The sequence below is a fragment of the Pseudomonas sp. 5Vm1k genome, assembly GCF_056161485.1.
In genome coordinates this window covers 88,077-111,419 of the sequence record NZ_JBSPCZ010000007.1, presented here as the reverse complement: position 1 = coordinate 111,419, position 23,343 = coordinate 88,077, and the positions used below count along the sequence as shown (strand labels likewise).

Here is a 23,343-nt window from a genome sequence, read left to right as displayed (position 1 = left end):
AAGTTTGGTGAGGGGACGCAGGCGGGTTGCTGATGATTGGGGAGAATATTGAGCTAGAGCGGTGGGGACGGGATTTTCAGGGGCGAGTATTTTTTTGAAGGTGAACACAAAACTAGTGTGGGAGCGGGCTTGCTCGCGAAGGCGGTGTGTCATTCAGCAATAAGTTGACTGACACACCGCCTTCGCGAGCAAGCCCGCTCCCACAGGGATCTATTGTGTTTGGGGGATATTAGAGGCTGTCTTGCAGGTGGCTACGCAAATCCTGAAGATCCGCTTGCAGCTTCTTCAACTGCTCCAGCGTCTGCCCGCTGGCGCCCAAAATGCACTGCGGAATACCCCGGGCCTTGTCCCGCAACGCCCGGCCTTGTTCGGTCAGCTCGACAATAACCACCCGTTCATCGTCACGGCTGCGGGTGCGGCTGAGCAGTCCTTCGACTTCCAGGCGCTTGAGCAGCGGCGTCAACGAGCCCGGATCGGTCAACAGACGATTGCTGATTTCACCGACGGTCAAACCATCCTTTTCCCACAACACCATCATCGCCAGGTACTGCGGATAGGTCAGGCCCAGTGCTTGCAGCAAGGGTTTGTAGACTTTGGTCATCAGCAGCGAAGTGGAATGCAGGGCGAAGCAGACCTGGTTGTCCAGCAGCAGGTCGTCGCAGTTGTCCGGGGTGTTGCGTTCGGTGGTCATGTCAAAGCCTTGATCAGTGATCGTCATGAATCTAGCGGGCGAATCTTTAATGCGCCAGATAATTTTGGCTTAGTACCCGGCCAGATTGCCTTGCAGCGCGAGATCCCAAGGGGCAATCGGGCTGAAGCGGGTCTTCAGGTATTCGAGCAACAGACGACTGCGGGAACTGGCCTGCTGCTCCAGGCGCAATGCGTATATCCCGGCGGTTTCCGGTTTCGGCAGACCGTTTTCGCAGAACAGAGGCAACAATTCACCGCGCAGCAGGTATTCGCTGGCCAGCCACGTCGGCAAGTGCGCGATGCCCAGCCCGGCCAGCGCGCCGCAGACCAAGGCCTCGGCATTGTTGGCGCTCATGCGGATACGCGCCGGGCGGTGCAATTGCATGCGTCCCTCCAGCTCGAAACGCCAGGCGAAGGGCGGAGCCAGCCCGTCCCAGTCCAGGCCATCGTGTTCATTCAATTGCGCCGGATCGGTAGGCACACCTCGGCGTTTTAAATAGTCGGGGCTGGCGCAAGCGATGCGCACCATGTTCGCCAGTGGCGTCGCCACCAGTCGGGTGTCGGCCATTTGCCCGGCGCGCAACACCAGGTCGACTTTGCCCAGGTTCAAACCCTGCATGTCGACAAAACTGTCGATCAGGTGCAATTGCACGTCGAGGCCGGGATACAGCATCAGAAAGTCCGCGATGACCGGTGCCAGATGTCGGCGGCCGAATGCGGCGGGTGCGTCCACCCGAATCAAGCCTTCAGGCGCGCTGCTGAGGGACACCGCTTCCGCCCGCGCCAGACGCAGTTCGGCAACGATCCGCCGCGCACGCTCGGCAAACGCTAAACCGGCCGGCGTCGCCCGCACCGCGTGAGTGCTACGCAGGAATAGCTGACTGCCGACCGCGCTTTCAAGACTGTCGATACGCCGGGCCACCGCCGAAGGTGTCAGCGGATGGCGCCGGGATGCAGCGGAAAAGCTTCCGCTTTCGAGCACATCCAGGAACAGCCCGAGTTGGTCAGTCAATTGATTGGGATTCATGGGTTCACCAGCGCTTGTGCGAAATCGGCATAGCCATTGTGCGTTGCTGTGCGTTTCCCCGCTAGGGCCGACTGCGTAGGATGAAAAGCCTGACAAGAGGGAATGAGCCGTGATTGAGTTTTTGATGTACCTGATCTTCGGCGTTGCCTTGGGCACCCTGGGCGGTTTGTTCGGCATTGGTGGTGGCCTGGTCGCCATTCCGTTGCTTGGCGTGTTGTGCGGTCTGGATCAACAACTGGCCCAAGGCACGGCGTTGGTGATGGTGGTGCCGAACGTGATGCTGGCGCTGTGGCGCTACCACCAACGCAATCGCATCGAATTGCGCCATGCGCTGCCGCTGGCCTCGATGGGTTTCTGCTTCGCCTGGATTGGTTCGATCTGGGCTGTGGGCATTGATGCGCAAACCATGCGCTTAGGCTTTGTCGCCTTCCTGGTGGCCCTGTCTATCTACAACCTTGCACGAATGTTCACCGCCAACGCACCGGCGTCTTCGCAAATGAATTACTCATGGCCGTGGCTGGGTGTGCTCGGCGCGGCATCCGGGACCATGGGCGGGTTGTTTGGTGTCGGTGGCGCGGTGGTGGCGACGCCGGTGCTGACTAGCCTGTTCGGCACCACTCAAGTGGTTGCCCAAGGCTTGTCGCTGGCGCTGGCGTTGCCAAGCACCGGCGTCACGCTGGTGACTTACGCTGTACACCATGAGGTGAACTGGATGATCGGCTTGCCATTGGCTGTTGGCGGTCTGATGAGCATCAGTTGGGGCGTGAAGATTGCCCACGCATTGCCAGAACGGCTGTTGCGCGGGCTGTTCTGCGGTTTCCTGGTGTTCTGTGCGGCGATGCTTGCCCTTAAAGTTTGAAGCCTTCGACGATGTGCTCGGCCAGGCACTCGGTGATCGGCGACGGGTTGTGCAGATTGCGCACCAGCATAATGCAGGCTTCCGGTAGCAGCGGCAGGTCTTCGGCAGCGCCGAGGATGCGCATGTCCGGGGTGATCAGGCTTTCCAGTTGCGCAGTCACCGCCAGGCCGGCGCTGACCACTGCCATCAATGCTGACAGGCTCGAACTGTTGTAGGCGATGCGGTAATCACGGCCCATCGCGTCGAGGGCGTTGCAGGCCCACAACCGGCAGAAACAATCACTGTTGAACATTGCAAGTGGCAGCGGGGTTTGCTCGTGGGCGCTGAAACATTGCGCCTCGGCCCAGACGAAACGCTCCTTGCGCAGCAACTGGCCGATCTCGGTTCCCGGCTCGCGAGTGACGATCGACAGGTCGAGGTCCTGGCGCTGCAACAGTTGCTTGGTCGATTCGCAGTGAACTTCGATCTGGATCAACGGATAGAACTTGGCGAAGCGCGACAGGATGCCCGGCAAAAAGCGCATTACGTAATCATCCGGCGTGCCGATGCGCACGGTGCCGACCATGTGCGGCTCGCGCAGGGTATTGAACACTTCACTGTGCAGTTTGAGGATGCGCCGGGCATAGCCGAGCAGCACCTGACCTTCGGCGGTCAGCTTGACCTGGCGGCCGTCGCGTTCGAAGAGTTGGCGCTGCAACACGTCTTCTTCCAGGCGTTTCATCTGCATGCTCACCGCCGACTGCGTGCGGTTGACCAATTCACCGGCGCGGGTAAAACCGCCCTGGTCGGCGATCGCGACAAAGGTACGCAGCACATCGGTATCAATACTGGGGAAAGCTGACATTCATCAATCTCCGAGATGCATACCATCAGAAACATTCGTTGGATTGATCTTAGCTCTGGCGCGAGACTTGAGCCATCCCTAAAGGAGGGCAACATGATGAAAGGTCAACACGAGCATGTAACGTCAGAAAAATTCTCAATCCACGCTGTTTCGGATCTGCTGCACAAGTTTAGTCGCTGGTACGAACTTCATCGCGAACGTGAGCTGTTGGCGAGCCTGAGCGATGAAGCGCTGAAGGACATTGGCGTGAGCCGTGCGGATGTCGAGCACGAGTCGATCCGGCCGTTCTGGGACGATCCGATGCATAAATGATGAGGCCATTGCTACACAAACCCCTCTCTGGTGAGGTAGGTTGCGAGCAGACAAGGAGATGCTCATGCCCGCAACGCTGTCCTTTTCCATCAAACAGGCTCGACGTCTGGCACTGGCTGCCCAAGGGTTCAACGGGCGCCAGCCGCCAGCGGCGATCAAACCGGTTCAGCTCAATCGACTGATCGAACGCCTGGGCATTTTGCAGATCGATTCGGTCAACGCGTTGGTGCGTTCGCACTACCTTCCCTTGTTTTCCCGTCTTGGTAACTACTCATCCGACTTGCTCGACCAGGCTGCCTGGAGTCAGGGCCGGCGACGCACGTTGTTCGAATATTGGGGCCATGAAGCTTCGCTGTTGCCGTTGTCCATGTATCCGTTGATGCGCTGGCGCATGCAGCGCGCGACCCGTGGCGAAGACATCTATCAGCAATTGGCACGTTTTGGCCGTGAACAACAACACACGATTCGTCGAGTGCTGGCATCGGTTGAAGAGCTGGGTGCGTTGGGTGCCGGTAGCCTGTCGACCCGTCAGGAACGGGCCGGGCCGTGGTGGGACTGGAGCGCGGAAAAGCATGCGCTGGAATGGCTGTTCGCCGCCGGTGAAGTGACCGTCGCCGGACGACGCGGCTTCGAACGACTTTATGATCTGCCGGAGCGGGTGATCCCCTCGGCGATTCTCCAGCAACCTTTGCTGACGGAAGCCGAGGCTCAGCGCGGATTGTTGCTGCATGCGGCAACGGCATTGGGAGTCGGCACGGAAAAGGATTTGCGCGACTATTTCCGTTTGAACCCGACCGACAGTCGACTGCGTTTGGCGGAACTGGTCGAGGCTGGTGAGCTGCTGGCCTGCGAAGTGCAGGGCTGGCGCCAACCAGCCTACTGTCTGCCCGAGCCGAAAGTGCCGCGTAAGGTCGAGGCCAGCGCTTTGCTGTCACCCTTTGATTCGCTGATTTGGGAGCGCAGCCGCACAGAGCGCTTGTTCGATTTCCGTTATCGGCTGGAGATTTACACGCCGCAAGACAAGCGGGTCTACGGCTATTACGTGTTGCCGTTTTTGCACCATGAACGGATTGCTGCGCGGGTGGATTTGCGCGCTGAGCGAGCGTTGGGCCGATTGGCGGTGCATGCGGTGCATGAGGAAGAGCCGGGGCTGGATGAGGCGGGGATGCTGGCGTTAGCGGTTAATTTGCGGCAGATGGCGGATTGGTTGGGGTTGGAGCGGGTGCAATTGAATTGTCAGCGGGTGAGTGCAGACAGGTTGCGGGTGGCATTGGCACAAATGGGTGGTGATTGAGCGGCCGCCTTCGCGAGCAAGCCCGCTCCCACAGGGGAACGCATTCCAAATGTGGGAGCGGGCTTGCTCGCGAAGGTCGCGACGCGGTTTAGCGCCGAACCTGTTTCAGGGTCTCGGCAATAAGAAACGCCAATTCCAGCGACTGATCGGCATTCATCCGCGGATCGCAATGGGTGTGGTAACGATCCGACAACCCGTCTTCCGTAATCGGCCGCGCCCCGCCAATGCACTCGGTCACGTTCTGCCCGGTCATTTCGATGTGGATACCGCCGGCATAGGTGCCTTCCGCTTCGTGCACCTGGAAGAACTGCTTCACCTCGCCGAGGATCTGCGCGAAGTCGCGGGTCTTGTAGCCGCTACTGGCCTTGATAGTGTTGCCGTGCATCGGGTCGGAACTCCAGAGCACTTTCTTGCCTTCGCGCTCTACGGCGCGGATCAGATGCGGCAGGTGATCGCCGACCTTGTTCGCGCCCATCCGCGCGATCAGGTTCAAACGGCCCGGATCATTGTCCGGGTTGAGCACGTCGATCAGGCGAATCAAATCTTCCGGGTTCATGCTCGGGCCGACTTTTACGCCGATCGGGTTATTCACCCCGCGCAGGAATTCGACGTGCGCGCCGTCGAGCTGACGGGTGCGGTCGCCGATCCACAGCATGTGGGCCGAGCAGTCGTAGTAATCGTTGGTCAGGCTGTCGCGACGCACGAAGGCTTGTTCGTAGTTCAGCAGCAGCGCTTCGTGAGCAGTGAAGAAACTGGTTTCACGCAGTTGCGGGGAGCTGTCCATGCCGCAGGCGCGCATGAACGCCAGGGTTTCATCGATGCGATCGGCCAGGTGGCTGTACTTCTCGGCCAGGGCCGAATTGGCGATGAAATCCAGGTTCCACTTGTGCACTTGATGCAGGTCGGCAAAGCCGCCTTGGGCGAAGGCGCGCAGCAGGTTCAGGGTGGCCGTGGACTGGTGATAGGACTGCAGCAGGCGTTCCGGGTCTGGCACGCGGCTTTTTTCGTCAAAACCGATGCCGTTGACGATGTCGCCACGGTAGGCCGGCAAGGTTACGCCGTCGATGGTTTCGTCATTGGCCGAGCGCGGTTTGGCGAACTGGCCAGCCATGCGCCCGACCTTGACCACCGGGCAACCGGCGGCGAAGGTCATGACGATCGCCATTTGCAGCAGCACTTTAAAGGTGTCGCGGATTTTTGCGGCGGAGAACTCGGCGAAGCTTTCGGCGCAGTCGCCGCCCTGTAACAGAAACGCGCGGCCCTGGGTCACTTCGGCAAACTGACGGCGCAATTCCCGGGCTTCACCGGCAAACACCAGCGGCGGATAGCTGGCCAGGGTTTGCTCGACGTGCAGCAAATGCGCGGCGTCGGGGTAGCGGGGTTGTTGCTGGATCGGCAGGGCACGCCAGCTGTCAGGGCTCCAGGGTTGGCTCATCACGGTCTCTAGTGTTTACGCACGGGTCCTTATGTTATCAGCAATTAGTGCGTGACCTGTTCCCGTCGCTTCGCGGACAATCGCGCCTTTGCCGCTTCATGTTGCGGTGTATTGGTTGCCGGGCCCGGTGACGATCTGGAGACGAAATGACTGAGGAGCGCGTCGAGCATCTGCTCGCCGAGGTACAGGATGAGTTCGGCGTGATTCGCGTGCTGGAAGTGGCCGATTATCGCTTTCTCGAATTCGGCGATGCCATCGAGCAAAGCTGCGTGTTCACAGCCGACCCGAGCTGGCTGGAGTACGACTACACCCGCGCCATGCTGATTGGTGCGTTGTGCCATGAACAGCCGGAAAGCGCGCTGTTTCTTGGCCTCGGTGCCGGTACGCTGACCCAGGCCTGCCTCAAGTTCCTGCCGCTGGAAGACGTCGAAGCCATCGAACTGCGCCCGGACGTGCCGCGCCTGGCCATCGAATATTTAGGGCTGGATGACGATCCCCGGCTGTATATCCGCGTCGGCGATGCGCTGGAGTTGCTGGAGACGGCTGAGCCGGCGGACCTGATTTTCGTCGACCTCTACACCGATGTCGGGCCGGGCGTCGGGCATCTGGCCTGGAGCTTTCTGGAAAACTGTCAGAAACGCCTGAACCCGGGTGGCTGGCTGGTGATCAATCAGTGGGCCACCGACGACGGTAAACCGCTGGGGGCGGCATTGTTTCGCGGGCTCTACCATCGGCATTACTGGGAACTGCCGGTGAAGGAGGGCAACGTGATCCTGATCGTGCCGTCGGAGCTGGATCAGGAGTTGGACATGGACGGCTTGATCGCCCGGGCTGAAGGGCTGGCGCCGCGGTTGGGGTATTCGTTGCAGTCGTTGATCAAGGCGATTCGGCCGGCTACTTGATGGGGTGTCTGTGATGGCCTCTTCGCGGGCAAGCCTCGCTCCTACAATGGTTGCGCATGACCCGTAGGAGCATGGCTTGCCCGCGAAGGCAGTTTCCGCATCGCCGCAAACCTCAAACCCCTTTAAAGACCCCCGGCCGCTTCTCGATCATCGATCGCACACCTTCCTTGGCATCCTCACTGGCCAGCAATTTCTTCACCATCGGCGGCAATGCCTGCGCCGCCGCTGTCTCTCCTTCATAACGCGCCTGTCTGGCAGACATCAACGTCGCCTGTACCCCCAGCGGCGCCTGTCGGGCGATGCGCTCCGCCAGTTCAATCGCGCGGGGCAGCAAATCCTCACTGGCCATGACTTCCTGTACCAGTCCCAGGCGCAGCGCGTCATGGGCGTCGAATTCATCGCCAGTCAGCAGCCAGCGCATGGCGTTGCCCCAGCCGGCCACCTGATGCAGGCGCAACGTGGCGCCGCCGAACGGGAAGATCCCTCGCTGCACTTCCATCTGGGCGAAACGGGTGTTGCTGGCGCAGAGGTTGATATCGGCAGCCAACATCAGCTCGATGCCGATGGTCAGGCAATAACCTTGCGCGGCGACGATCACCGGTTTGCTCACCCGTGGCCCGGCAAACACGCCCCACGGATCACAGCCGCCGGGCGGCGCCTGCCAGCCTTCGGCGAGGGCGGCGCTGGCATTGATCAGGTCGAGCCCGGCGGTGAAATGTTCGCCATGGCCAAACACCACCGCCACCCGCGCGTCGCTGTCGGCCTCGAATTCGCCATAGGCCAGGCTCAGTTCGTTGAGTAGATCAAGGTCAAAGGCGTTGCGCTTGGCGACCCGGTCCAGGCCAAGCAATAAGACATGACCACGTCGCTCACGGCTGACACGACTGGAAACGGTCTGATTCATGGGGCATTTCCTCGGGCGGGAAGGGGAGGTCAGACCGAAGGTCTGCGTCACAAGGGTGAACCGTTTTAGCGCCATCGCCAGCAGGGCCGGGCCTTTGAAAAATAGACTGTTGCGCGATTATCCGCAAAGCCTGTGACATAACGGTGTATACGTCAGTTTTCCGACAAATAATGCTCCCTTTTTGGGCGAATTCCGGTATAGTGCGCGCCGGCCTTTAACCGGGCCGCGTTTAGGTAGCGCAATTCCCCGAAGTCAGCTTCGGCTGCACGTCCGCACAGCGGACTCTTCCTTGACGAATCTTTTTCATTCATTCGTTTTCGCAAATCCCCGCCGACAAAGCAGCCAGGGCGACTCTTGAGTCTTACACGGCATGCGCAGCTTTGGAGCATGGGTCTTTGCGGATGCACTTAGAGGCAGACCCATGACCCAGGAAACCGGCGGCTTCGCCGCTTTTAATCTTAATCCGAATATTCTTGCAGCCGTCATTGCGACTGGCTACGAAGAGCCTTCGGCTATTCAGCAGCAATCGATCCCGATCATCATGGCCGGCCACGACATGATTGGCCAGGCGCAAACCGGTACCGGTAAAACCGCCGCGTTCGCCCTGCCTATCCTGCATCGCATCGATCCTGCAAAGCGCGAGCCGCAAGCCCTGATCCTGGCGCCAACCCGTGAGTTGGCGCTGCAAGTAGCAACCGCTTTCGAAACCTACGCCAAGCAAATGCCGGGCGTTACCGTTGTGGCCGTTTACGGCGGCGCCCCGATGGGCCCACAACTGAAAGCAATCCGTAATGGCGCACAGATCGTTGTCGCCACTCCGGGTCGTCTGTGCGACCACCTGCGTCGTGACGAAAAAGTCCTGTCGACCGTGAACCACCTGGTTCTGGACGAAGCGGACGAAATGCTCAAACTGGGTTTCATGGACGACCTCGAAGTTATCTTCAAGGCTCTGCCACCGACCCGTCAGACCGTATTGTTCTCGGCGACCCTGCCGCAGTCGATCCGTGCCATTGCCGAGCGTCACCTGCGTGATCCGCAGCACGTGAAGATCCAGACCAAGACTCAGACCGTTACCGCGATCGAACAGGCTCACCTGTTGGTTCACGCTGACCAGAAGACCTCGGCTGTATTGAGCCTGCTGGAAGTTGAAGACTTCGACGCCCTGATCATGTTCGTGCGCACCAAGCAAGCGACCCTGGACCTGGCCAGTGCCCTGGAAGCCAAAGGCTACAAAGCCGCTGCGCTGAACGGTGACATTGCTCAGAACCAACGTGAGCGCGTAATCGAATCCCTCAAGGATGGCCGTCTGGACATCGTTGTGGCGACCGACGTAGCTGCTCGTGGTCTGGACGTTCCGCGCATCACTCACGTGTTCAACGTTGACATGCCGTACGACCCAGAGTCCTACGTTCACCGTATCGGCCGTACTGGCCGTGCCGGTCGCGAAGGTCGTGCACTGCTGCTGGTGACTCCACGTGAGCGCCGCATGCTGCAAGTGATCGAGCGTGTAACCGGTCAAAAGGTTGCCGAAGTCCGCCTGCCGGATGCTCAAGCTGTTCTTGATGCCCGCATCAAGAAGTTGACCAACAGCCTGTCGCCGCTGGTGGCTGATGCCGAATCGACTCACGGTGATCTGCTTGATCGCCTGACCGCTGACATCGGTTGCACTCCGCGTGCCCTGGCCGCTGCTCTGCTGCGCAAGGCTACCAACGCTCAGGCGCTGACCCTGGCTGCGATCGAGAAAGAACGTCCATTGGTGCCGAACAACGCACCGCGTGGCGATCGTCCAGAGCGTACCGGTGATCGTCCGGACCGTGGTGATCGTGAGCGTCGTGCTCCGGTTCCATTGGCTGAAGGCCGTGCTCGTTGCCGTACCGCGCTGGGTGCGCGTGATGGTATCGCTGCCAAGAACCTGCTGGGCGCCATCCTCAACGAAGGTGGTCTGGCTCGCGAAGCAATCGGTCGCATCCAGGTTCGTGACAGCTTCAGCCTCGTCGAGCTGCCGGAAGATGGTCTGGAAAAACTCCTGACCAAACTGAAGGACACTCGCGTTGCTGGCAAGCAGTTGAAGCTGCGTCGCTATCGCGAAGATTAATCCGCTCTCGGGCTGATTGATCGCACATAAAAAATCCCCGACTGGTTCGGGGATTTTTTTTGCCTGCTGTTTGTGCCTGCCTGGACACCGAGTTGCCCTCATTCGCGAGCAGGCTCGCTCCCACAGGGAATCTCTGCGATACACAGATATTGTGTTCACTGGAGATCCACTGTGGGAGCGAGCCTGCTCGCGAATGGGGCGATGCGGTCTATCTGTCAGCCAAACCGGTAAATATCCATCCCCAGCGCCCCCATGGTGAACCCCTGGTGCGCAATCCCGAACTCCCCCCCGGCCCCACGGGCAAAGTACAACGGCAGCAAATGCTCATCACTCGGATGGTTGCGCACGGCATTCGGCGCCTGCTGGCGATAATCGTGCAGCGCGACCTCATCGTTGGCGGCGAGTTTTTCAATCATCCAGTCGCGGAACGCCTTGGCCCACGGTTCAACACTTTCCGGGCCGGCATGCCAGTCCAGTTCGCGCAGGTTGTGGGTGATGCTGCCGGAGCCGATCAACAGTACGCCGTGGCCACGCAGGCTGGCCAAGGCATGGCCGACACGGGTTTGTAGCGCCGGGCCACCACGGGTCGGCAGCGAGACTTGCACCACTGGAATGTCGGCCTGCGGGTACATCAATGACAACGGCACCCAGACCCCATGATCGAACGGCCGCTTGGCGTCGATGCGTGCCGGCAGGTCATTGGCCTTAAGTAACTCGACCACCTCTGCCGCCAGTTGTGGATTGCCAGGTGCCGGGTATTGGACTTCGAACAAGGCTTTAGGGAAGCCGCCAAAGTCATGCCAGGTTTCTGGCTGGGCGTTACCGCTGACCAGCAGTTCGTTGCTTTCCCAGTGTGCGGACACAATCACGATGGCCTTCGGTTTTGGCATTTCTGCAGCCAGGCGCGCCAGGGCCGGGCCGCTGGCGCCCGGTTCCAGCGCCAACATGGGCGAACCATGGGATATGTACAGGCTGGGGAACATGAATGAGCTCCTGAGGGGTAAGATGGCGTCATCTTCAGTCAGATCATTGATCTAAATCTAATATAAGTTTTAGGGTCTTTTGATCGAATTTTCGGGATTAATTATGCAGCCGGAGTTTTGGCACAAGCGGTGGACGACGAATCAGATCGGCTTCCACCTGCCGGAAGTGAATCCATATCTGCAACGGTACTGGCCGCAACTGAGCCTGGAAGAGGGCGCGCGGGTGCTAGTGCCGCTATGCGGGAAAAGCCTGGATCTGCTGTGGCTGGCCAAATGCGGTCACGAGGTGTTGGGCGTCGAGTTGTCGGAAAAAGCCGTGGAAGACTTTTTCCACGAGCATCAATTCGACCCGGACGTCAGCGACCAGGGCCCTTTCACGGTGTATCGCGCGGGTTCGATCGAAATCTGGTGCGGTGATTTCTTCGCATTGACCGCCGGTGATGTGGCTGATTGCAGCGCGTTGTACGACCGCGCGGCGTTGATCGCCTTGCCGCCGACGATGCGTGAGCAGTATGCCGAGCACCTGAAACGGATTCTGCCGAAGGATTCCATGGGGATTTTGATTACCCTGGATTACGACCAGGCACAAAAGGATGGACCGCCGTTTGCGGTGCTGGATGACGAAGTGCAACGGTTGTTCGGGGCAACCTGGAAGCTGAAGATTCTGGAGGACCAGGACGTTCTGGGCGAGAGCTGGAAGTTTGTCGAGAGTGGTGTCACTCGGCTTGAAGAGCGGGTGTATCGGGTTTCCAGCTGATAGATCCGGGTTGTTTGTGCTGGCCCTTCGCGAGCAGGCTCGCGCCCCCATTGGAATGCATCCCTCCCGTGGGAGCGAGCCTGCTCGCGAAAGGGGCCTGAAGAACACCAAAAAAACAGCAGACAAAAAAAGGCCCGCATTCAATGCGGGCCTTTTCTTTTAGTGCGAAGCCAATCAGCCCCGACGACGCAACGCGTCAATACGCTCTTCCAGCGGCGGGTGGCTCATGAACATACGGGCGAACCCTTGTTTGATGCCACCGTTGATGCCAAAGGCGTTCAAGGTGTCCGGCATGTGCACCGGCAGTCCTTGTTCGGCCCGCAGGCGCTGCAGGGCGCCGATCATGGCACTGGTACCGGCCAGGCGTGCGCCGGCTTCGTCTGCACGGAATTCGCGTTTGCGCGAGAACCACATGACGATCGAGCTGGCCAGGATACCCAGCACCAGTTCGGCGAAGATGGTCGCCACGTAGTAGGCGATGCCCTGGCCTTCTTCGTTCTTGAAGATCACCTTGTCGACAAAGTTGCCGATGATCCGTGCAAAGAACATCACGAAGGTGTTCACCACGCCCTGGATCAGGGCCAGGGTGACCATGTCGCCATTGGCCACGTGACCGATCTCGTGGGCCAGCACGGCTTTGACTTCATCCGGCGAGAACCGCTCGAGCAGGCCCTGGCTGACCGCGACCAGCGCGTCGTTCTTGTTCCAGCCGGTAGCGAAGGCGTTAGCCTCGTAGGCCGGGAAAATCCCGACTTCAGGCATCTTGATCCCGGCTTCCCGGGACAGTTGCTCGACCGTTTGCAGCAGCCATTGCTCGTGACGGGTGCGCGGCTGGCTGATGATTTGGGTGCTGGTGCTCATCTTCGCCATCCACTTGGAGATGAACAGCGAGAACAGCGAGCCGGCGAAACCAAAGACCGCACAGAAAATCAGCAGCTGATTGAGGTTGAGATCAACCCCGTTGGCCGCCATGAACCCGTTGAAGCCGAAAAGGCTCAGGGTGATGCTGGCAATCAGCACGACCGCCAGGTTAGTGGCCAAAAACAGCAGGATGCGCATCATGGTTGTAAGAATCTCCTCATGCTAAAGATGTAGCGTACTGCGGGGTATATAAGGTGCTGCACCGTGCTATTCAACCGAGTGACTATTTCAAACTGTGTCCTACAGCAACAGTTTAGCTGCGTGCAGGGCATTTCCGACGCGGATGCAGGAAGGGTTCGTCAGCCGAATGACTGTTCAGCCCCAGTCTTTGTTAGACGCGAGCGCAAAACCCGTCATCAGGTAGCGATGGCAGCAAGGGTGCGCGGCAAAGTGCAGAGATGTGTTGCTGAATTAATCACCGTGCGACCCGAGCCCGCGTCGCACGGTGACTGTCAGCTTACTGACGGTAGGTCTTGAGGAAGTTGCCGATCCGGCCGATGGCCTGATCCAGTTCGTCGACCCGGGGCAGGGTGACGACGCGGAAGTGATCCGGCCATGGCCAGTTGAATGCCGTGCCTTGTACCACCAGCAGCTTCTCGGAGAGCAGCAGGTCGAGCACGAACTTCTCGTCGTTGTGGATCGGGCAGACCTTCGGATCGATCCGTGGGAACGCATACAGCGCGCCCATCGGTTTGACGCAGCTCACACCCGGAATGTCGTTGAGCAGTTCCCAGGTACGGTTGCGCTGTTCCAGCAAGCGACCCTGAGGCAACACCAGATCATTGATGCTCTGATAGCCGCCGAGTGCGGTCTGGATCGCGTGCTGGCTTGGCACGTTGGCACACAGGCGCATGTTCGCCAGCATGTCGATGCCTTCGATGTAGCTCTGGGCGTGGTGTTTCGGCCCGGAAATGGCGATCCAGCCGGAGCGGAAACCGGCCACGCGGTAGGACTTGGACAGACCGTTGAAGGTCAGGCACAACAAGTCCGGCGCCAGCGAAGCGGTGCAGATGTGCACGGCGTCGTCGTAGAGGATCTTGTCGTAGATCTCGTCGGAGAACACCACCAGGTTGTGCGAGCGGGCCAGTTCGAGCATGCCCAGCAAGACTTCTTTGGAATACACCGCACCGGTCGGGTTGTTCGGGTTGATGATCACCAGGGCCTTGGTGTTCGGGGTGATCTTGGCCTTGATGTCAGCCAGGTCCGGGAACCAGTCGGCGCCCTCATCGCACAGGTAGTGCACCGGGTTACCGCCGGCCAGGCTCACCGCAGCGGTCCACAGCGGGTAATCCGGAGCCGGCACCAACACTTCGTCGCCGTTGTTGAGCAGGGCCTGCATCGACATCACGATCAGCTCGGACACGCCGTTGCCCAGGTAGATGTCTTCAATGCCGACGCCTTCGACCTGCTTCTGCTGGTAGTACTGCATCACGGCTTTGCGCGCGCTGAACAGCCCCTTGGAATCGCTATAGCCCTGGGCGGTCGGCAGGTTGCGGATTACGTCCTGGAGGATTTCATCCGGCGCTTCGAAACCAAAGGGCGCCGGGTTGCCGATGTTCAGCTTGAGGATGCGATGGCCTTCCTCTTCCAGGCGTTTGGCGTGCTTGAGCACTGGGCCGCGAATGTCGTAGCAGACGTTGGCGAGCTTGTTCGATTTGCTGACCTGCATGGCGATGTGTTCCCGAAAATGAACGATCCAGGCGGCGGATGGACAACCGTACTGGGAATCCTGCGTATTCACACAGGCCTGACGCCTTCAGTGGCGACACTCATAATCCGTTTGAATGCGCGTGGTCTGGCTGCCAGACTGGCGTTTGACGAGGCGCAATCATACGTGCCGCCCGATCCGTGGAAAAGGTACAGATCGGGCTTTTTCAGCTGCTGAGGTGTGACGATGGAAAAGTTGGATAAAACCCTGGAAGAATGGAAGGCAATGCTCGACCCGGAGCAGTACAACGTTTGCCGCCTCAAGGGCACCGAACGGCCGTTCTCCGGCAAGTACAACGACACCAAGACTGACGGCGTCTACCATTGCATCTGCTGCAACGAGCCGTTGTTCGACTCCAAGACCAAGTTTGATTCCGGCTGCGGCTGGCCAAGCTTCTACGCGCCGATTGGCGACAGTGCGATGGTCGAGATCCGCGACGTCAGCCACGGCATGATCCGCACCGAAGTGGTCTGCGCCAAATGCGATGCGCACCTGGGGCACGTGTTCCCGGATGGCCCGCCGCCGACCGGTTTGCGTTATTGCATCAACTCGGTGTGCCTGGACTTGGTGCCGCGCTCGTAATACGGGCCCTCTGTAGGAGCTGCCGAAGGCTGCGATCTTTTGATCTTTAACGATCTCGCGAAGAAGCAAAATCAAAAGATCGCAGCCTTCGGCAGCTCCTACATGTGGTCGGTATTTCATAATTTAAATTGCACACAATTCAATTGTTTACTATGTTTGACGCTTCGTCCTTCCACTGGAGCCCAAACCATGAGCGACAACCTGCTGAGCATTCCGGTTACCACCATAAAAGGTGAGCAAAAAACCCTGTCCGACTTCGCCGGCAAAGCGGTGCTGGTGGTCAATACCGCCAGCAAATGCGGTTTTACCCCGCAGTACAAAGGTCTGGAAGAGTTGTGGCAGACCTACAAGGATCAAGGCCTGGTGGTGCTCGGCTTTCCCTGCAACCAGTTCGGCAAGCAGGAGCCCGGCAACGAAGGTGCGATTACCGAGTTCTGCGAGCTGAACTACGGTGTCAGCTTCCCGTTGTTCAAAAAGATCGACGTGAACGGCTCCGACGCGCATCCGCTGTTCGTTCAATTGAAGAAACGTGCACCGGGCCTGCTGGGTTCCCAAGGCATCAAGTGGAACTTCACCAAGTTCCTGATCGGCAAGGATGGCCAGTTGGTCAAGCGCTTCGCCCCGGCCACCAAGCCGCAGGATTTGAGCGCCGAGATCGAAGCCCTGCTCAAATGAACAGCGTGTCCGCCGACTCCCTGAAACTCGACAGCCAGCTCTGCTTCAAGCTGTATGCCGCTTCCCGGGCGGTGATTCGTGGTTATAAGCCGATGCTCGACCAGCTTGGCCTGACCTACCCGCAGTACCTGGTGATGCTGGTGTTGTGGGAATGGCAGGAAGCGGCCCCGGAACAACCGACCGTCAAGGCCTTGGGCGAACGCCTGGCGCTGGATTCCGGCACTCTCACGCCGTTGCTCAAGCGTCTTGAGCAACTGCAACTGGTCCAGCGCCAGCGTTCAGCGCGGGATGAACGTGAGGTGCACCTGAGTCTGTCGCCGTCGGGCATCGCTTTGCGCGAGCAGGTCGGGCCGCTCAAGGCGCGGCTGCTGTGCGACAGCGGTGTTGATTTGAATCGCCTGAACGAATTGCGTGATGGCCTCGATCAGTTGCTGGGTCAGATCAAGGCACTGTCGTAGTCGGTATCCACAAGTCGAGCAGGGCGGCTAACTCCTCCCGGCGAAACGGTTTGGCCAGGTAGTCGCTCATGCCCGCCACACGGCAGCGCTCGCGTTCTTCGGACATGGCGTTGGCGGTCAGGGCGACAATCGGCAACTGCGGCCAGCGCCCGCTGCGGCGGATGTGCCGACTGGCTTCGTAACCGTCCATCACCGGCATGTTGCAGTCCATCAGCACCAGATCGAATTCACTCAGCTCAAGTTGATCCAGGGCTTCGGCGCCGTGGGCGGCGACGATGACCTCGCAACCGAGTTTGCCGAGCATGCCCTTGGCCACCAATTGATTGACCGGGTTGTCCTCCACCAGCAGTACCCGGCCGCGGCGCTGAGGCGTGAGGGCGTCGAGTCGTGCGTCATTGATCGTGTTGGTTTCCGGTTGCAAGACCCGGCGCAATGTCTGGTACAGCGCGTTACGGGCCAATGGTCGCGCCTGTTGCTGCAAGGGTGCCAGGGCGGCCGCTTCTTCGCTGGGCATGAAACTGCCATAGGCCGTCACCAGCAGGATCGGTGCCTTGAGCGTGGGGCGCAGGCCGAACAGGCATTCCGGGCAGTCGGTGATCAAGACATCGGGGTCCAGGCCGAGCAGCGAATCTTCAATGGAGCGCTGCTGATAGTCGAGCCCCCACAATGGCAGCAGGCTTTTCAAGAGTTCTGCCAGACCGCTGCTGGCCGTCGTAATCGCGATCACCTTGCCTTGCAGTGGCGCCGGCGCGATGGCGCGGGTGTGACAGGGCAGCGGCAGATCGGCGCAGAACTGGCTGCCGAACCCGGCCTCGGAACTGATCGTCAGCCGTCCTTGCATGGCTTCACAGAGGTTGAATGTCAGGGCCAGACCCAGTCCGGTGCCGCCGAATTGCCGGGTAATGCCGGCACCCGCCTGGGTGAAGGGCTGGAAGATCTTCACCTGGGCGTCCTGGGCGATCCCGATGCCGGTGTCGCAGACCTCGATGCGCACGCCATCCTCAAACGTCGAAAGCCGCACATCGACTCGCCCGAAACGAGTGAACTTGAGGGCGTTGGACAGCAAGTTGCTGACAATCTGCCGCACCCGGGTCGGGTCGCCCAGCACCAGGGCCGGAAACTGTGGATCAATCAGGCAGGCCAGCTCGACGCTGGGCGCGGCGTTCTGCGACAGCAGGTTGGCGGTGTCTTCAATCAGTGAGCCGAGGTCGAATGGAATGTGTTCGAGCTCCAGTTGACCGGCATCGAATTTCGACAGGTCGAGAATATCGTTGAGCAGTTCCACCAGTACTTTGCCCGAGTCATGGGCGATGGACAGTTGTTGCTGCTGCTCGGCATTGAGCGGACCGTCGAGCGAGAGCGCGATCATTCCCAGCAAGCCGTTGAGTGGCGTGCGGATTTCATGGCTCATGTTGGCCAGGAACGCCGAGCGCGCTTCGGCCATGTCCAGGGCGGTTCGGCGGGCGACTTCGAGTTCTTCGTTGGATTGACTGAGCCGGGTGTTGATCGCCTTGAGTTCGGCGGTGCGCGCGGAAACTATGTTTTCCAGTTGCCCGAGGTAATCGGTCAGGCGATTTTCGGCGTTGCGCCGTTGCTGGATTTCGGTGGCGATGTTTTCGAACTGTTGATTGGCCACTTTGACCAGCACACCGATTTCATCGTTTTCATGCCCCAACGGGTACTCCAGCCACGTCGGTTCCGCGCTGCGCGGATCACGGCCGCTGAGTTCGCGGATAACCCGCACCAGTGGCTTGGTCAGCATCACGTAAAACAGCGCCAGGAGAATCCCGGTCAGGATCAGGCTGCGGGCGAAACCGTTGAGCAGGGTGACTTCCGCCCGGCGCAGGAAACGACTGCCGAAGGAATAAGTGTCGACCTCCAGCTGCAAAGTGCCGAGGGACTCATCGGGTAAGTGGTCGAGGAAGAGGCGGTCTTCGAACTGTCGGTTGGCGCCGAACAGGAAGTCGCTGATCACCCGATAACCGCTTTGCAGGCCCTGGCGTTTGACGCTGGCCAGCACCGTATTGTTGTTATCGGTCAACTGCGCACTGATGATCGCCGGTGAGCGCAGCAGGCCCATGGTCAGTTCCTGGGCGAGCTCGGCATCGATGTTGTAAGCGATGCGTGAGGCGGGGTTATGGCTGATTTCCAGCAAAGACAATATTTCGCGGTTGATGGAGGCGTCTTCGCTGGCATAATCGATGCCTATTTGTACCAGGCTGAGCAAGGTGCCCAGTATAAAACCGACCAGCACAGTGAGCCGGGCTTGCTTGTAAGACAGCCGGTGGGTGAACTTGATATCCATGGGGTGTTGAACCACTTCCGTTTCCCTTCGCTGCTCAAGCATAGTCGATCATGCATCGATACCGATGTTCCCGTGCCACCCTGATTCGAGGAGGACGGTTGTTGTTAGTTGCCGTATCGCCATCATTACTGTGAAACGTGCCCGAGGAGAAGACGTGGATTCCCGATTGAATGCTTTTCTTGAACGCGCCGATGCCGTTCTGGCTCGTATCGAACCGTTGTTGCCGGCACCTCGGCAAACCATCGACTGGACGCATTGCCTGGCCGCGCGCTGGCAACGTGAAGGCCGCAGCGGTTTCCTGCTGCCGCTGCAAGTCAGCCTCGACACACGTTTGACCGACCTGATCGGTGTCGACCGCCAAGTGGAACAGCTGGGGCGTAATACTCAACAGTTTATCGACGGCATGCCGGCCAACCATGCGCTGCTCTGGGGTTCGCGTGGCACCGGGAAATCGTCGCTGGTTCGCGCGTTGCTGGCCGAACACGCCGCCGCCGGTTTGCGCTTGATCGAGATCGAACGCGATCACCTGGCGGACTTGCCGCGTATCGTCGAGCAGATTGCCAAATTGCCCCAGCGTTTCGTGCTGTTTTGCGATGACTTGTCGTTCGAGTCGGGCGAGGGCGATTACCGGGTGCTCAAGAGCGTGCTCGACGGCTCCCTGGAACAGGCACCGGACAACGTTCTGTTGTACGCCACATCCAACCGCCGCCACCTGGTGCCGGAAAAGGAAAGCGACAACGAAAACTGGAAACGCGTCGACGGTGAACTGCATCCCAGCGAAGCGGTGGAAGACAAGATCGCCCTGTCGGACCGTTTCGGCCTGTGGCTGTCGTTCTATCCGTTTACTCAGGAACACTTCCTCAATGTGGTCGAGCACTGGATTGGGCAGTTGGCCGACAAGGCTGGCCTCGCCTGGCAGCGCACGGAAGAGCTGGATATCCTCGCGGTCCGTTGGGCCACTGGGCGGGGTAATCGCAATGGCCGTTGTGCCTATCAATTTGCACGTTATTGGGTTGGACTGAAGCTGTTGGAGCACAAGGCATGATCGATTTACAACAAAGCGGCCAGGGCCTCGAAGGCTACGGCATGCTGCACGCACAACTGGAATCCTTGCTGGCGGACGAGCGGGATTTCATCGCCAATGCTGCGCAGTTTTCGGCGTTTCTGTTCAACCAGCTCGATGACCTGAACTGGGCCGGTTTCTACCTCAATCGCAACGAAGAGCTGGTGCTTGGCCCGTTCCAGGGACAGATCGCCTGTGTGCGCATTCCTTTCGGCCGGGGCGTGTGCGGGGCGGCAGCCGCCACTTTGCAGACCCAGCTTGTTGAAGACGTTCACGCGTTCCCTGGCCATATCGCGTGCGACAGCGCCTCGAACAGCGAGCTGGTGGTGCCACTGGTCAAGGACGGCCGACTGATCGGCGTGCTGGACCTGGACAGCCCGAAGCTGGCGCGTTTCACCGCCGCCGATCAGGCAGGCATCGAGCAACTGGCGGCGATTTTCCTGCGCTTGACCGATTGCTGAGGCTTACCTCCTGTGGGAGCGGGCTTGCTCGCGAAAGCGGTCTGTCAGTCAACATCAATGCTGAATGTTATGGCCTCTTCGCGAGCAAGCCCGCTCCCACAGGGGTTGATTGTCACTATCTTAAGCCTGCTTTTGCCAGCAGGCTTGCCGGGTCCACGGCATCGATCTGTTTCGGGTCGAGGAATTGCTCGGCGTACTGCCGGTAAATCTGCTCGTTGATAAACAACCCGAACAATTCAGGATCGATATGGGCGTCACGGCACATCGTGGCCATGATGCCCAGCGCTTCGTTCAAGGACTTGGCTTTCTTGTAGGGACGATCCGCTGCGGTCAGCGCCTCGAAAATATCGGCAATCGCCATCATCCGCGCAGGCAGGCTCATGTCTTCGCGCTTCAACTGTTTGGGATAACCGGTGCCGTCCATTTTTTCGTGGTGGCCGCCAGCGATTTCCGCGACGTTGATGAGGTGGCCGGGGAAGGGCAGGTGGCTGAGCATCAGGATCGTCTGCACCATGTGGTGATTGATGATGTAGCGCTCTTCGCGAGTCAGGGTGCCTCGGGGAATGCTCAGGTTGTAGAGCTCGCCACGATTGTATTTGTAGTGCGGCACATCGAGTTTGAAACCCCAGGGATTGTCGGCCGGGATCAGTTCGCCTTCGGCGCGTTCCAGCAGGTGCTCGGGTTTGTCCGCCAGCAACGGCTCACTGACCGGTAGCGTCGGCGCCGGAGTGCGTGCCTGGCGGCGGTTCTCTTCCCAGGACACCCCCAGTCGATCATCCAGGGTTCGGGTCCAGGTGCGTTGGGCGATCAGGTTCAGGCGCTGGAGGTCGGCCTCGGCCATCGCCTCGCCGCCCAGGTTGCAACGGGCGATAAAGGCGAAATCATCGTCCAGGCCTGCCAGGTTGGCATTGCGCAGTTCGGCCAGGTGTTGCTCGTCGCCACCCAACGCGATGGCCTGCCAATAGTTGATCCAGGCATCGCGCTTGAGCACTTCGAAGCGGGTGCGGATTTCGTGGATACGATCGTTCAGGGTTTCCAGCTTGGTGGCCTTGTCGACCACATATTCGGGGGTGGTGACCTTGCCGCAATCGTGGAGCCAGGCTGCAATGTGCAGTGCTTCCCACTCATCGTCGGTGGGTTGGTAGCCACTGAACGCCGGGGCCTGACTGGCCGCGGCCGCTTGGGCGAGCATCAGCGTGAGCGCCGGGACGCGTTGGCAATGTCCGCCGGTGTAAGGGCTCTTGGCGTCGATTGCGCCGGCCAGCAGTTGAATGAAGGAATCGAGCAGTTGTTTTTGCTTGGCCTGCAAACGCTGGCTTTCGATACTCACCGCTGCGGCGCCGGACACCGCTTGAAGAAACGCGATGCGATCCGGGCGGAGTTTTTCCAGGTCGCTTTGGCTGCCACTGTCGGCCAGCAGCAGAATCAGCAGACCCACGGTTTCGTTATGCCGGTTACGCAGCCGAATACCGATCAGATGCACCCGTGGGCTGTTCATCGCAAGCAAGACCTTCTGCAAATCCCCGGCCTGTTCGAACCCCAGATTGGCGACCACATTGTCAGCATTCGACAGCTGTTGTAACCACGACGGGTTCCGCGTGTTCTGCAGTTCATGTCCTTGAATGCCGTATGAAGGCAAGGGCTCAGACGTGCCATTGATCACCAGGCCATGGGGCTCGATTCGATCGCCATCGCTCTCGCGCAGGTAGATCAGGCCAGCCTGCGCTTGGCCGATTTTTACTGTTTCAAACAGTACCCGTTGCAGCAAGGGGGCGAAGCGGGTCTCGGCACACAAGCTGTCGGTAATCTGGAAAAAACTCCCCAAGGTGTCTTTCATCCGCGCCATCGACACGCTCAATTGATCGACTTCCAGCACTGGCGAGCGCCGGCTGACGGGAAAATTGAAATCGAAACTGCGAATGGCGTCTGCTTCCTTCACCAGAGCGCGCAGCGGCTTGACCAGAATGCGCGACGTCAGCCAGCCCAGCGGCAGGCACAGCAATAACGTGGCCAGGGTAATCAGCGCCCCTTGCCAGCGCATGCGGTAGGCATCGACGAGCAATTCATCCTCGGGCACCAGCAGCGCCATTTGCAAACCCTCGGGTCCACCTTCCTGCATGTGGCTGCGGGCAACGATCCATTGCCGGCCGGCGACGTTCAGGCGATGACCCGCCAGCGGACTGGCGAGCAGGGCGCCGAGGATGGGGCTCAGGTCCGCTGCTTTACTGAGGCGGGCGGTCTGGTCGTCGATGATCAGTTTTTGGCTGTCCGGGTAGGCAATGGCATTGCCCTCGGCATCGAACAGCACAATCTCGGTGCTGGGGGTGACGACGTGTTTGGCCAGGGTCGCCGAGAGTTCAGCGAGGGTCAGGTCGGCGCCCATCACCGCCCCGTCGCCGCTGCGCCGGGCCAGTGTGGTGCCGACATTGTGGGTGGAGAAAAAAACGTAGGGCTCGGTGGTGATTTGGTCCATCTCCCCACGAGCGCTGGTAAACCAGGCGCGGGTCCGCGGATCGTAGGTTTCGTCGGGAAGCGCCTGGCGGCTGATCAGGTTCAGGGCCTGGTCGTAGAACAAGGCTTGGGAAACCACCTGATCGCTGCTGCCGTGGCGCTCGATGCTCCACACTTGATAGGCCGCCGCGTCGGGGGCTTTGAGCAGCGCCTTGAGGGCGGCGGTGCGCAGCGGGCGCACCATGAAAAAATCGCCATTGCCGTAGCCCAGGTACAGCGAGGCCAGGTTGGGATTGTCCTTGAGCGATTGGCTGAACGGCTTGAGCAACGCCAGCCGCTGCTCAAGTGTCGTGGCCTGGGTGGGCGGGCTGTCGGCCAGCAGGCTCAGCAGGTGGCGAATCGGTTCATAGGTGGATTGCAGGTCCAGGCGTACATCCTGCTCGATGCGATTGAAGAGCTTTTCACTGCTGGACAGAATGATCTGCGTGGTTTGCCCGTAGTTGAAAATGCCCAGCACCACACCAGTCAGCAGCAACAGGAACGTGAACATGACGCTGATATGGACGTGCAGGGGAAACCGGCGTTGATCCTGGCGCAGTGGGCTGGGCATTACAGGT

General features: G+C 59.7%; 21 protein-coding genes. 11 read left to right on the top strand and 10 right to left on the bottom strand.

Annotation, left to right across the window (positions count from 1 at the left end):
* Positions 1-229 precede the first annotated feature (229 nt).
* Both ACWIKB_RS15780 and ACWIKB_RS15775 read right to left on the bottom strand, forming a co-directional pair.
* Positions 230-691 carry a MarR family winged helix-turn-helix transcriptional regulator gene (locus ACWIKB_RS15780; RefSeq protein ID WP_475267996.1) on the bottom strand — a complete coding sequence of 154 codons (462 nt, stop codon included), beginning with the start codon at positions 689-691 and terminating at the stop codon, positions 230-232.
* A gap of 69 nt (positions 692-760) precedes the next feature.
* Positions 761-1,717, bottom strand: coding sequence for a LysR family transcriptional regulator (locus ACWIKB_RS15775; RefSeq protein ID WP_475267994.1), 957 nt, complete (start codon positions 1,715-1,717; stop codon positions 761-763).
* A gap of 124 nt (positions 1,718-1,841) precedes the next feature.
* On the opposite strand from ACWIKB_RS15775, the gene ACWIKB_RS15770 reads away from it, so the two are divergent.
* A complete protein-coding gene (locus ACWIKB_RS15770) occupies positions 1,842-2,576 on the top strand; it encodes a sulfite exporter TauE/SafE family protein (RefSeq protein WP_475268241.1) in 735 nt (244 codons plus the stop codon).
* On the opposite strand, the gene ACWIKB_RS15765 is transcribed toward ACWIKB_RS15770, so the two are convergent.
* A complete protein-coding gene (locus tag ACWIKB_RS15765) occupies positions 2,566-3,420 on the bottom strand; it encodes a LysR substrate-binding domain-containing protein (RefSeq protein WP_054052034.1) in 855 nt (284 codons plus the stop codon). The genes ACWIKB_RS15770 and ACWIKB_RS15765 overlap by 11 nt on opposite strands.
* Positions 3,421-3,516: 96 nt before the next feature.
* Here ACWIKB_RS15765 and ACWIKB_RS15760 point away from each other — a divergent pair, with 96 nt between their 5' ends.
* A complete protein-coding gene (locus ACWIKB_RS15760; RefSeq protein WP_054052224.1) occupies positions 3,517-3,732 on the top strand; it encodes a DUF1127 domain-containing protein in 216 nt (71 codons plus the stop codon).
* A gap of 64 nt (positions 3,733-3,796) precedes the next feature.
* Positions 3,797-5,026, top strand: a complete 1,230-nt coding sequence (locus tag ACWIKB_RS15755) for a winged helix-turn-helix domain-containing protein (RefSeq protein WP_475267992.1) — start codon at positions 3,797-3,799, stop codon at positions 5,024-5,026.
* An 88-nt stretch (positions 5,027-5,114) separates the two neighbouring features.
* Here ACWIKB_RS15755 and ACWIKB_RS15750 read toward each other — a convergent pair whose 3' ends face one another.
* Positions 5,115-6,461: a class II 3-deoxy-7-phosphoheptulonate synthase gene (locus tag ACWIKB_RS15750; protein WP_475267991.1), complete on the bottom strand. Its 1,347-nt coding sequence runs from the start codon at positions 6,459-6,461 to the stop codon at positions 5,115-5,117.
* A 146-nt stretch (positions 6,462-6,607) separates the two neighbouring features.
* On the opposite strand from ACWIKB_RS15750, the gene ACWIKB_RS15745 reads away from it, so the two are divergent.
* Positions 6,608-7,363, top strand: a complete 756-nt coding sequence (locus ACWIKB_RS15745) for a spermidine synthase (RefSeq protein WP_475267990.1) — start codon at positions 6,608-6,610, stop codon at positions 7,361-7,363.
* A 112-nt stretch (positions 7,364-7,475) separates the two neighbouring features.
* Here ACWIKB_RS15745 and ACWIKB_RS15740 read toward each other — a convergent pair whose 3' ends face one another.
* Positions 7,476-8,267, bottom strand: coding sequence for a crotonase/enoyl-CoA hydratase family protein (locus ACWIKB_RS15740; RefSeq protein ID WP_475267988.1), 792 nt, complete (start codon positions 8,265-8,267; stop codon positions 7,476-7,478).
* A 421-nt stretch (positions 8,268-8,688) separates the two neighbouring features.
* On the opposite strand from ACWIKB_RS15740, the gene ACWIKB_RS15735 reads away from it, so the two are divergent.
* Positions 8,689-10,362: a DEAD/DEAH box helicase gene (locus ACWIKB_RS15735; protein WP_054052043.1), complete on the top strand. Its 1,674-nt coding sequence runs from the start codon at positions 8,689-8,691 to the stop codon at positions 10,360-10,362.
* Positions 10,363-10,577: 215 nt separating this feature from the next.
* Here the strand turns inward: ACWIKB_RS15735 and ACWIKB_RS15730 are convergent, their stop codons facing one another.
* Complete coding sequence (locus tag ACWIKB_RS15730; RefSeq protein WP_475267986.1) at positions 10,578-11,345, bottom strand: DODA-type extradiol aromatic ring-opening family dioxygenase; 768 nt, start codon at positions 11,343-11,345, stop codon at positions 10,578-10,580.
* Between the two features lie 103 nt (positions 11,346-11,448).
* On the opposite strand from ACWIKB_RS15730, the gene ACWIKB_RS15725 reads away from it, so the two are divergent.
* Entirely contained in the window at positions 11,449-12,102 is a 654-nt protein-coding gene (locus tag ACWIKB_RS15725) for a thiopurine S-methyltransferase (RefSeq protein WP_475267985.1), read from the top strand.
* A gap of 174 nt (positions 12,103-12,276) precedes the next feature.
* Here the strand turns inward: ACWIKB_RS15725 and htpX are convergent, their stop codons facing one another.
* Both htpX and ACWIKB_RS15715 read right to left on the bottom strand, forming a co-directional pair.
* Positions 12,277-13,164: a protease HtpX gene (htpX, locus tag ACWIKB_RS15720; RefSeq protein WP_059403635.1), complete on the bottom strand. Its 888-nt coding sequence runs from the start codon at positions 13,162-13,164 to the stop codon at positions 12,277-12,279.
* 316 nt (positions 13,165-13,480) lie between these two features.
* Entirely contained in the window at positions 13,481-14,692 is a 1,212-nt protein-coding gene (locus tag ACWIKB_RS15715) for a pyridoxal phosphate-dependent aminotransferase (RefSeq protein ID WP_054052048.1), read from the bottom strand.
* Between the two features lie 225 nt (positions 14,693-14,917).
* Here ACWIKB_RS15715 and msrB point away from each other — a divergent pair, with 225 nt between their 5' ends.
* The 3 genes from msrB to ACWIKB_RS15700 all read left to right on the top strand — a co-directional run bounded on the left by msrB (position 14,918) and on the right by ACWIKB_RS15700 (position 16,446).
* Entirely contained in the window at positions 14,918-15,313 is a 396-nt protein-coding gene (gene msrB, locus ACWIKB_RS15710; RefSeq protein ID WP_475267984.1) for a peptide-methionine (R)-S-oxide reductase MsrB, read from the top strand.
* Between the two features lie 189 nt (positions 15,314-15,502).
* Positions 15,503-15,988 carry a glutathione peroxidase gene (locus ACWIKB_RS15705; RefSeq protein WP_475267983.1) on the top strand — a complete coding sequence of 162 codons (486 nt, stop codon included), beginning with the start codon at positions 15,503-15,505 and terminating at the stop codon, positions 15,986-15,988.
* Positions 15,985-16,446 carry a MarR family winged helix-turn-helix transcriptional regulator gene (locus tag ACWIKB_RS15700; RefSeq protein ID WP_475267981.1) on the top strand — a complete coding sequence of 154 codons (462 nt, stop codon included), beginning with the start codon at positions 15,985-15,987 and terminating at the stop codon, positions 16,444-16,446. The genes ACWIKB_RS15705 and ACWIKB_RS15700 overlap by 4 nt, the downstream gene beginning before the upstream one ends.
* On the opposite strand, the gene ACWIKB_RS15695 is transcribed toward ACWIKB_RS15700, so the two are convergent.
* Positions 16,430-18,751, bottom strand: coding sequence for a hybrid sensor histidine kinase/response regulator (locus ACWIKB_RS15695; protein WP_475267979.1), 2,322 nt, complete (start codon positions 18,749-18,751; stop codon positions 16,430-16,432). The two genes, ACWIKB_RS15700 and ACWIKB_RS15695, sit on opposite strands and share 17 nt — an antisense overlap.
* A 154-nt stretch (positions 18,752-18,905) precedes the next feature.
* On the opposite strand from ACWIKB_RS15695, the gene ACWIKB_RS15690 reads away from it, so the two are divergent.
* Both ACWIKB_RS15690 and ACWIKB_RS15685 read left to right on the top strand, forming a co-directional pair.
* Complete coding sequence (locus ACWIKB_RS15690; RefSeq protein WP_475267977.1) at positions 18,906-19,796, top strand: ATP-binding protein; 891 nt, start codon at positions 18,906-18,908, stop codon at positions 19,794-19,796.
* On the top strand, positions 19,793-20,275 hold the full coding sequence (locus ACWIKB_RS15685) for a GAF domain-containing protein (protein ID WP_475267976.1): 483 nt from the start codon (positions 19,793-19,795) through the stop codon (positions 20,273-20,275). The genes ACWIKB_RS15690 and ACWIKB_RS15685 overlap by 4 nt, the downstream gene beginning before the upstream one ends.
* Before the next feature lie 115 nt (positions 20,276-20,390).
* Here ACWIKB_RS15685 and ACWIKB_RS15680 read toward each other — a convergent pair whose 3' ends face one another.
* Entirely contained in the window at positions 20,391-23,336 is a 2,946-nt protein-coding gene (locus ACWIKB_RS15680; RefSeq protein WP_475267974.1) for an HD domain-containing phosphohydrolase, read from the bottom strand.
* Positions 23,337-23,343: the final 7 nt, after the last annotated feature.

Coding starts and splice junctions, on each gene's coding strand:
- ACWIKB_RS15775 (WP_475267994.1), bottom strand. CDS start 1,717: ATGAATCCCAATCAATTGACTGACCAACTCGGGCTGTTCCTGGATGTG.
- msrB (WP_475267984.1), top strand. CDS start 14,918: ATGGAAAAGTTGGATAAAACCCTGGAAGAATGGAAGGCAATGCTCGAC.
- ACWIKB_RS15765 (WP_054052034.1), bottom strand. CDS start 3,420: ATGTCAGCTTTCCCCAGTATTGATACCGATGTGCTGCGTACCTTTGTC.
- ACWIKB_RS15745 (WP_475267990.1), top strand. CDS start 6,608: ATGACTGAGGAGCGCGTCGAGCATCTGCTCGCCGAGGTACAGGATGAG.
- ACWIKB_RS15740 (WP_475267988.1), bottom strand. CDS start 8,267: ATGAATCAGACCGTTTCCAGTCGTGTCAGCCGTGAGCGACGTGGTCAT.
- ACWIKB_RS15695 (WP_475267979.1), bottom strand. CDS start 18,751: ATGGATATCAAGTTCACCCACCGGCTGTCTTACAAGCAAGCCCGGCTC.
- ACWIKB_RS15735 (WP_054052043.1), top strand. CDS start 8,689: ATGACCCAGGAAACCGGCGGCTTCGCCGCTTTTAATCTTAATCCGAAT.
- ACWIKB_RS15730 (WP_475267986.1), bottom strand. CDS start 11,345: ATGTTCCCCAGCCTGTACATATCCCATGGTTCGCCCATGTTGGCGCTG.
- ACWIKB_RS15755 (WP_475267992.1), top strand. CDS start 3,797: ATGCCCGCAACGCTGTCCTTTTCCATCAAACAGGCTCGACGTCTGGCA.
- ACWIKB_RS15705 (WP_475267983.1), top strand. CDS start 15,503: ATGAGCGACAACCTGCTGAGCATTCCGGTTACCACCATAAAAGGTGAG.
- ACWIKB_RS15715 (WP_054052048.1), bottom strand. CDS start 14,692: ATGCAGGTCAGCAAATCGAACAAGCTCGCCAACGTCTGCTACGACATT.
- ACWIKB_RS15680 (WP_475267974.1), bottom strand. CDS start 23,336: ATGCCCAGCCCACTGCGCCAGGATCAACGCCGGTTTCCCCTGCACGTC.
- ACWIKB_RS15770 (WP_475268241.1), top strand. CDS start 1,842: ATGTACCTGATCTTCGGCGTTGCCTTGGGCACCCTGGGCGGTTTGTTC.
- ACWIKB_RS15700 (WP_475267981.1), top strand. CDS start 15,985: ATGAACAGCGTGTCCGCCGACTCCCTGAAACTCGACAGCCAGCTCTGC.
- ACWIKB_RS15760 (WP_054052224.1), top strand. CDS start 3,517: ATGAAAGGTCAACACGAGCATGTAACGTCAGAAAAATTCTCAATCCAC.
- ACWIKB_RS15750 (WP_475267991.1), bottom strand. CDS start 6,461: ATGAGCCAACCCTGGAGCCCTGACAGCTGGCGTGCCCTGCCGATCCAG.
- ACWIKB_RS15725 (WP_475267985.1), top strand. CDS start 11,449: ATGCAGCCGGAGTTTTGGCACAAGCGGTGGACGACGAATCAGATCGGC.
- htpX (WP_059403635.1), bottom strand. CDS start 13,164: ATGATGCGCATCCTGCTGTTTTTGGCCACTAACCTGGCGGTCGTGCTG.
- ACWIKB_RS15780 (WP_475267996.1), bottom strand. CDS start 691: ATGACCACCGAACGCAACACCCCGGACAACTGCGACGACCTGCTGCTG.
- ACWIKB_RS15685 (WP_475267976.1), top strand. CDS start 19,793: ATGATCGATTTACAACAAAGCGGCCAGGGCCTCGAAGGCTACGGCATG.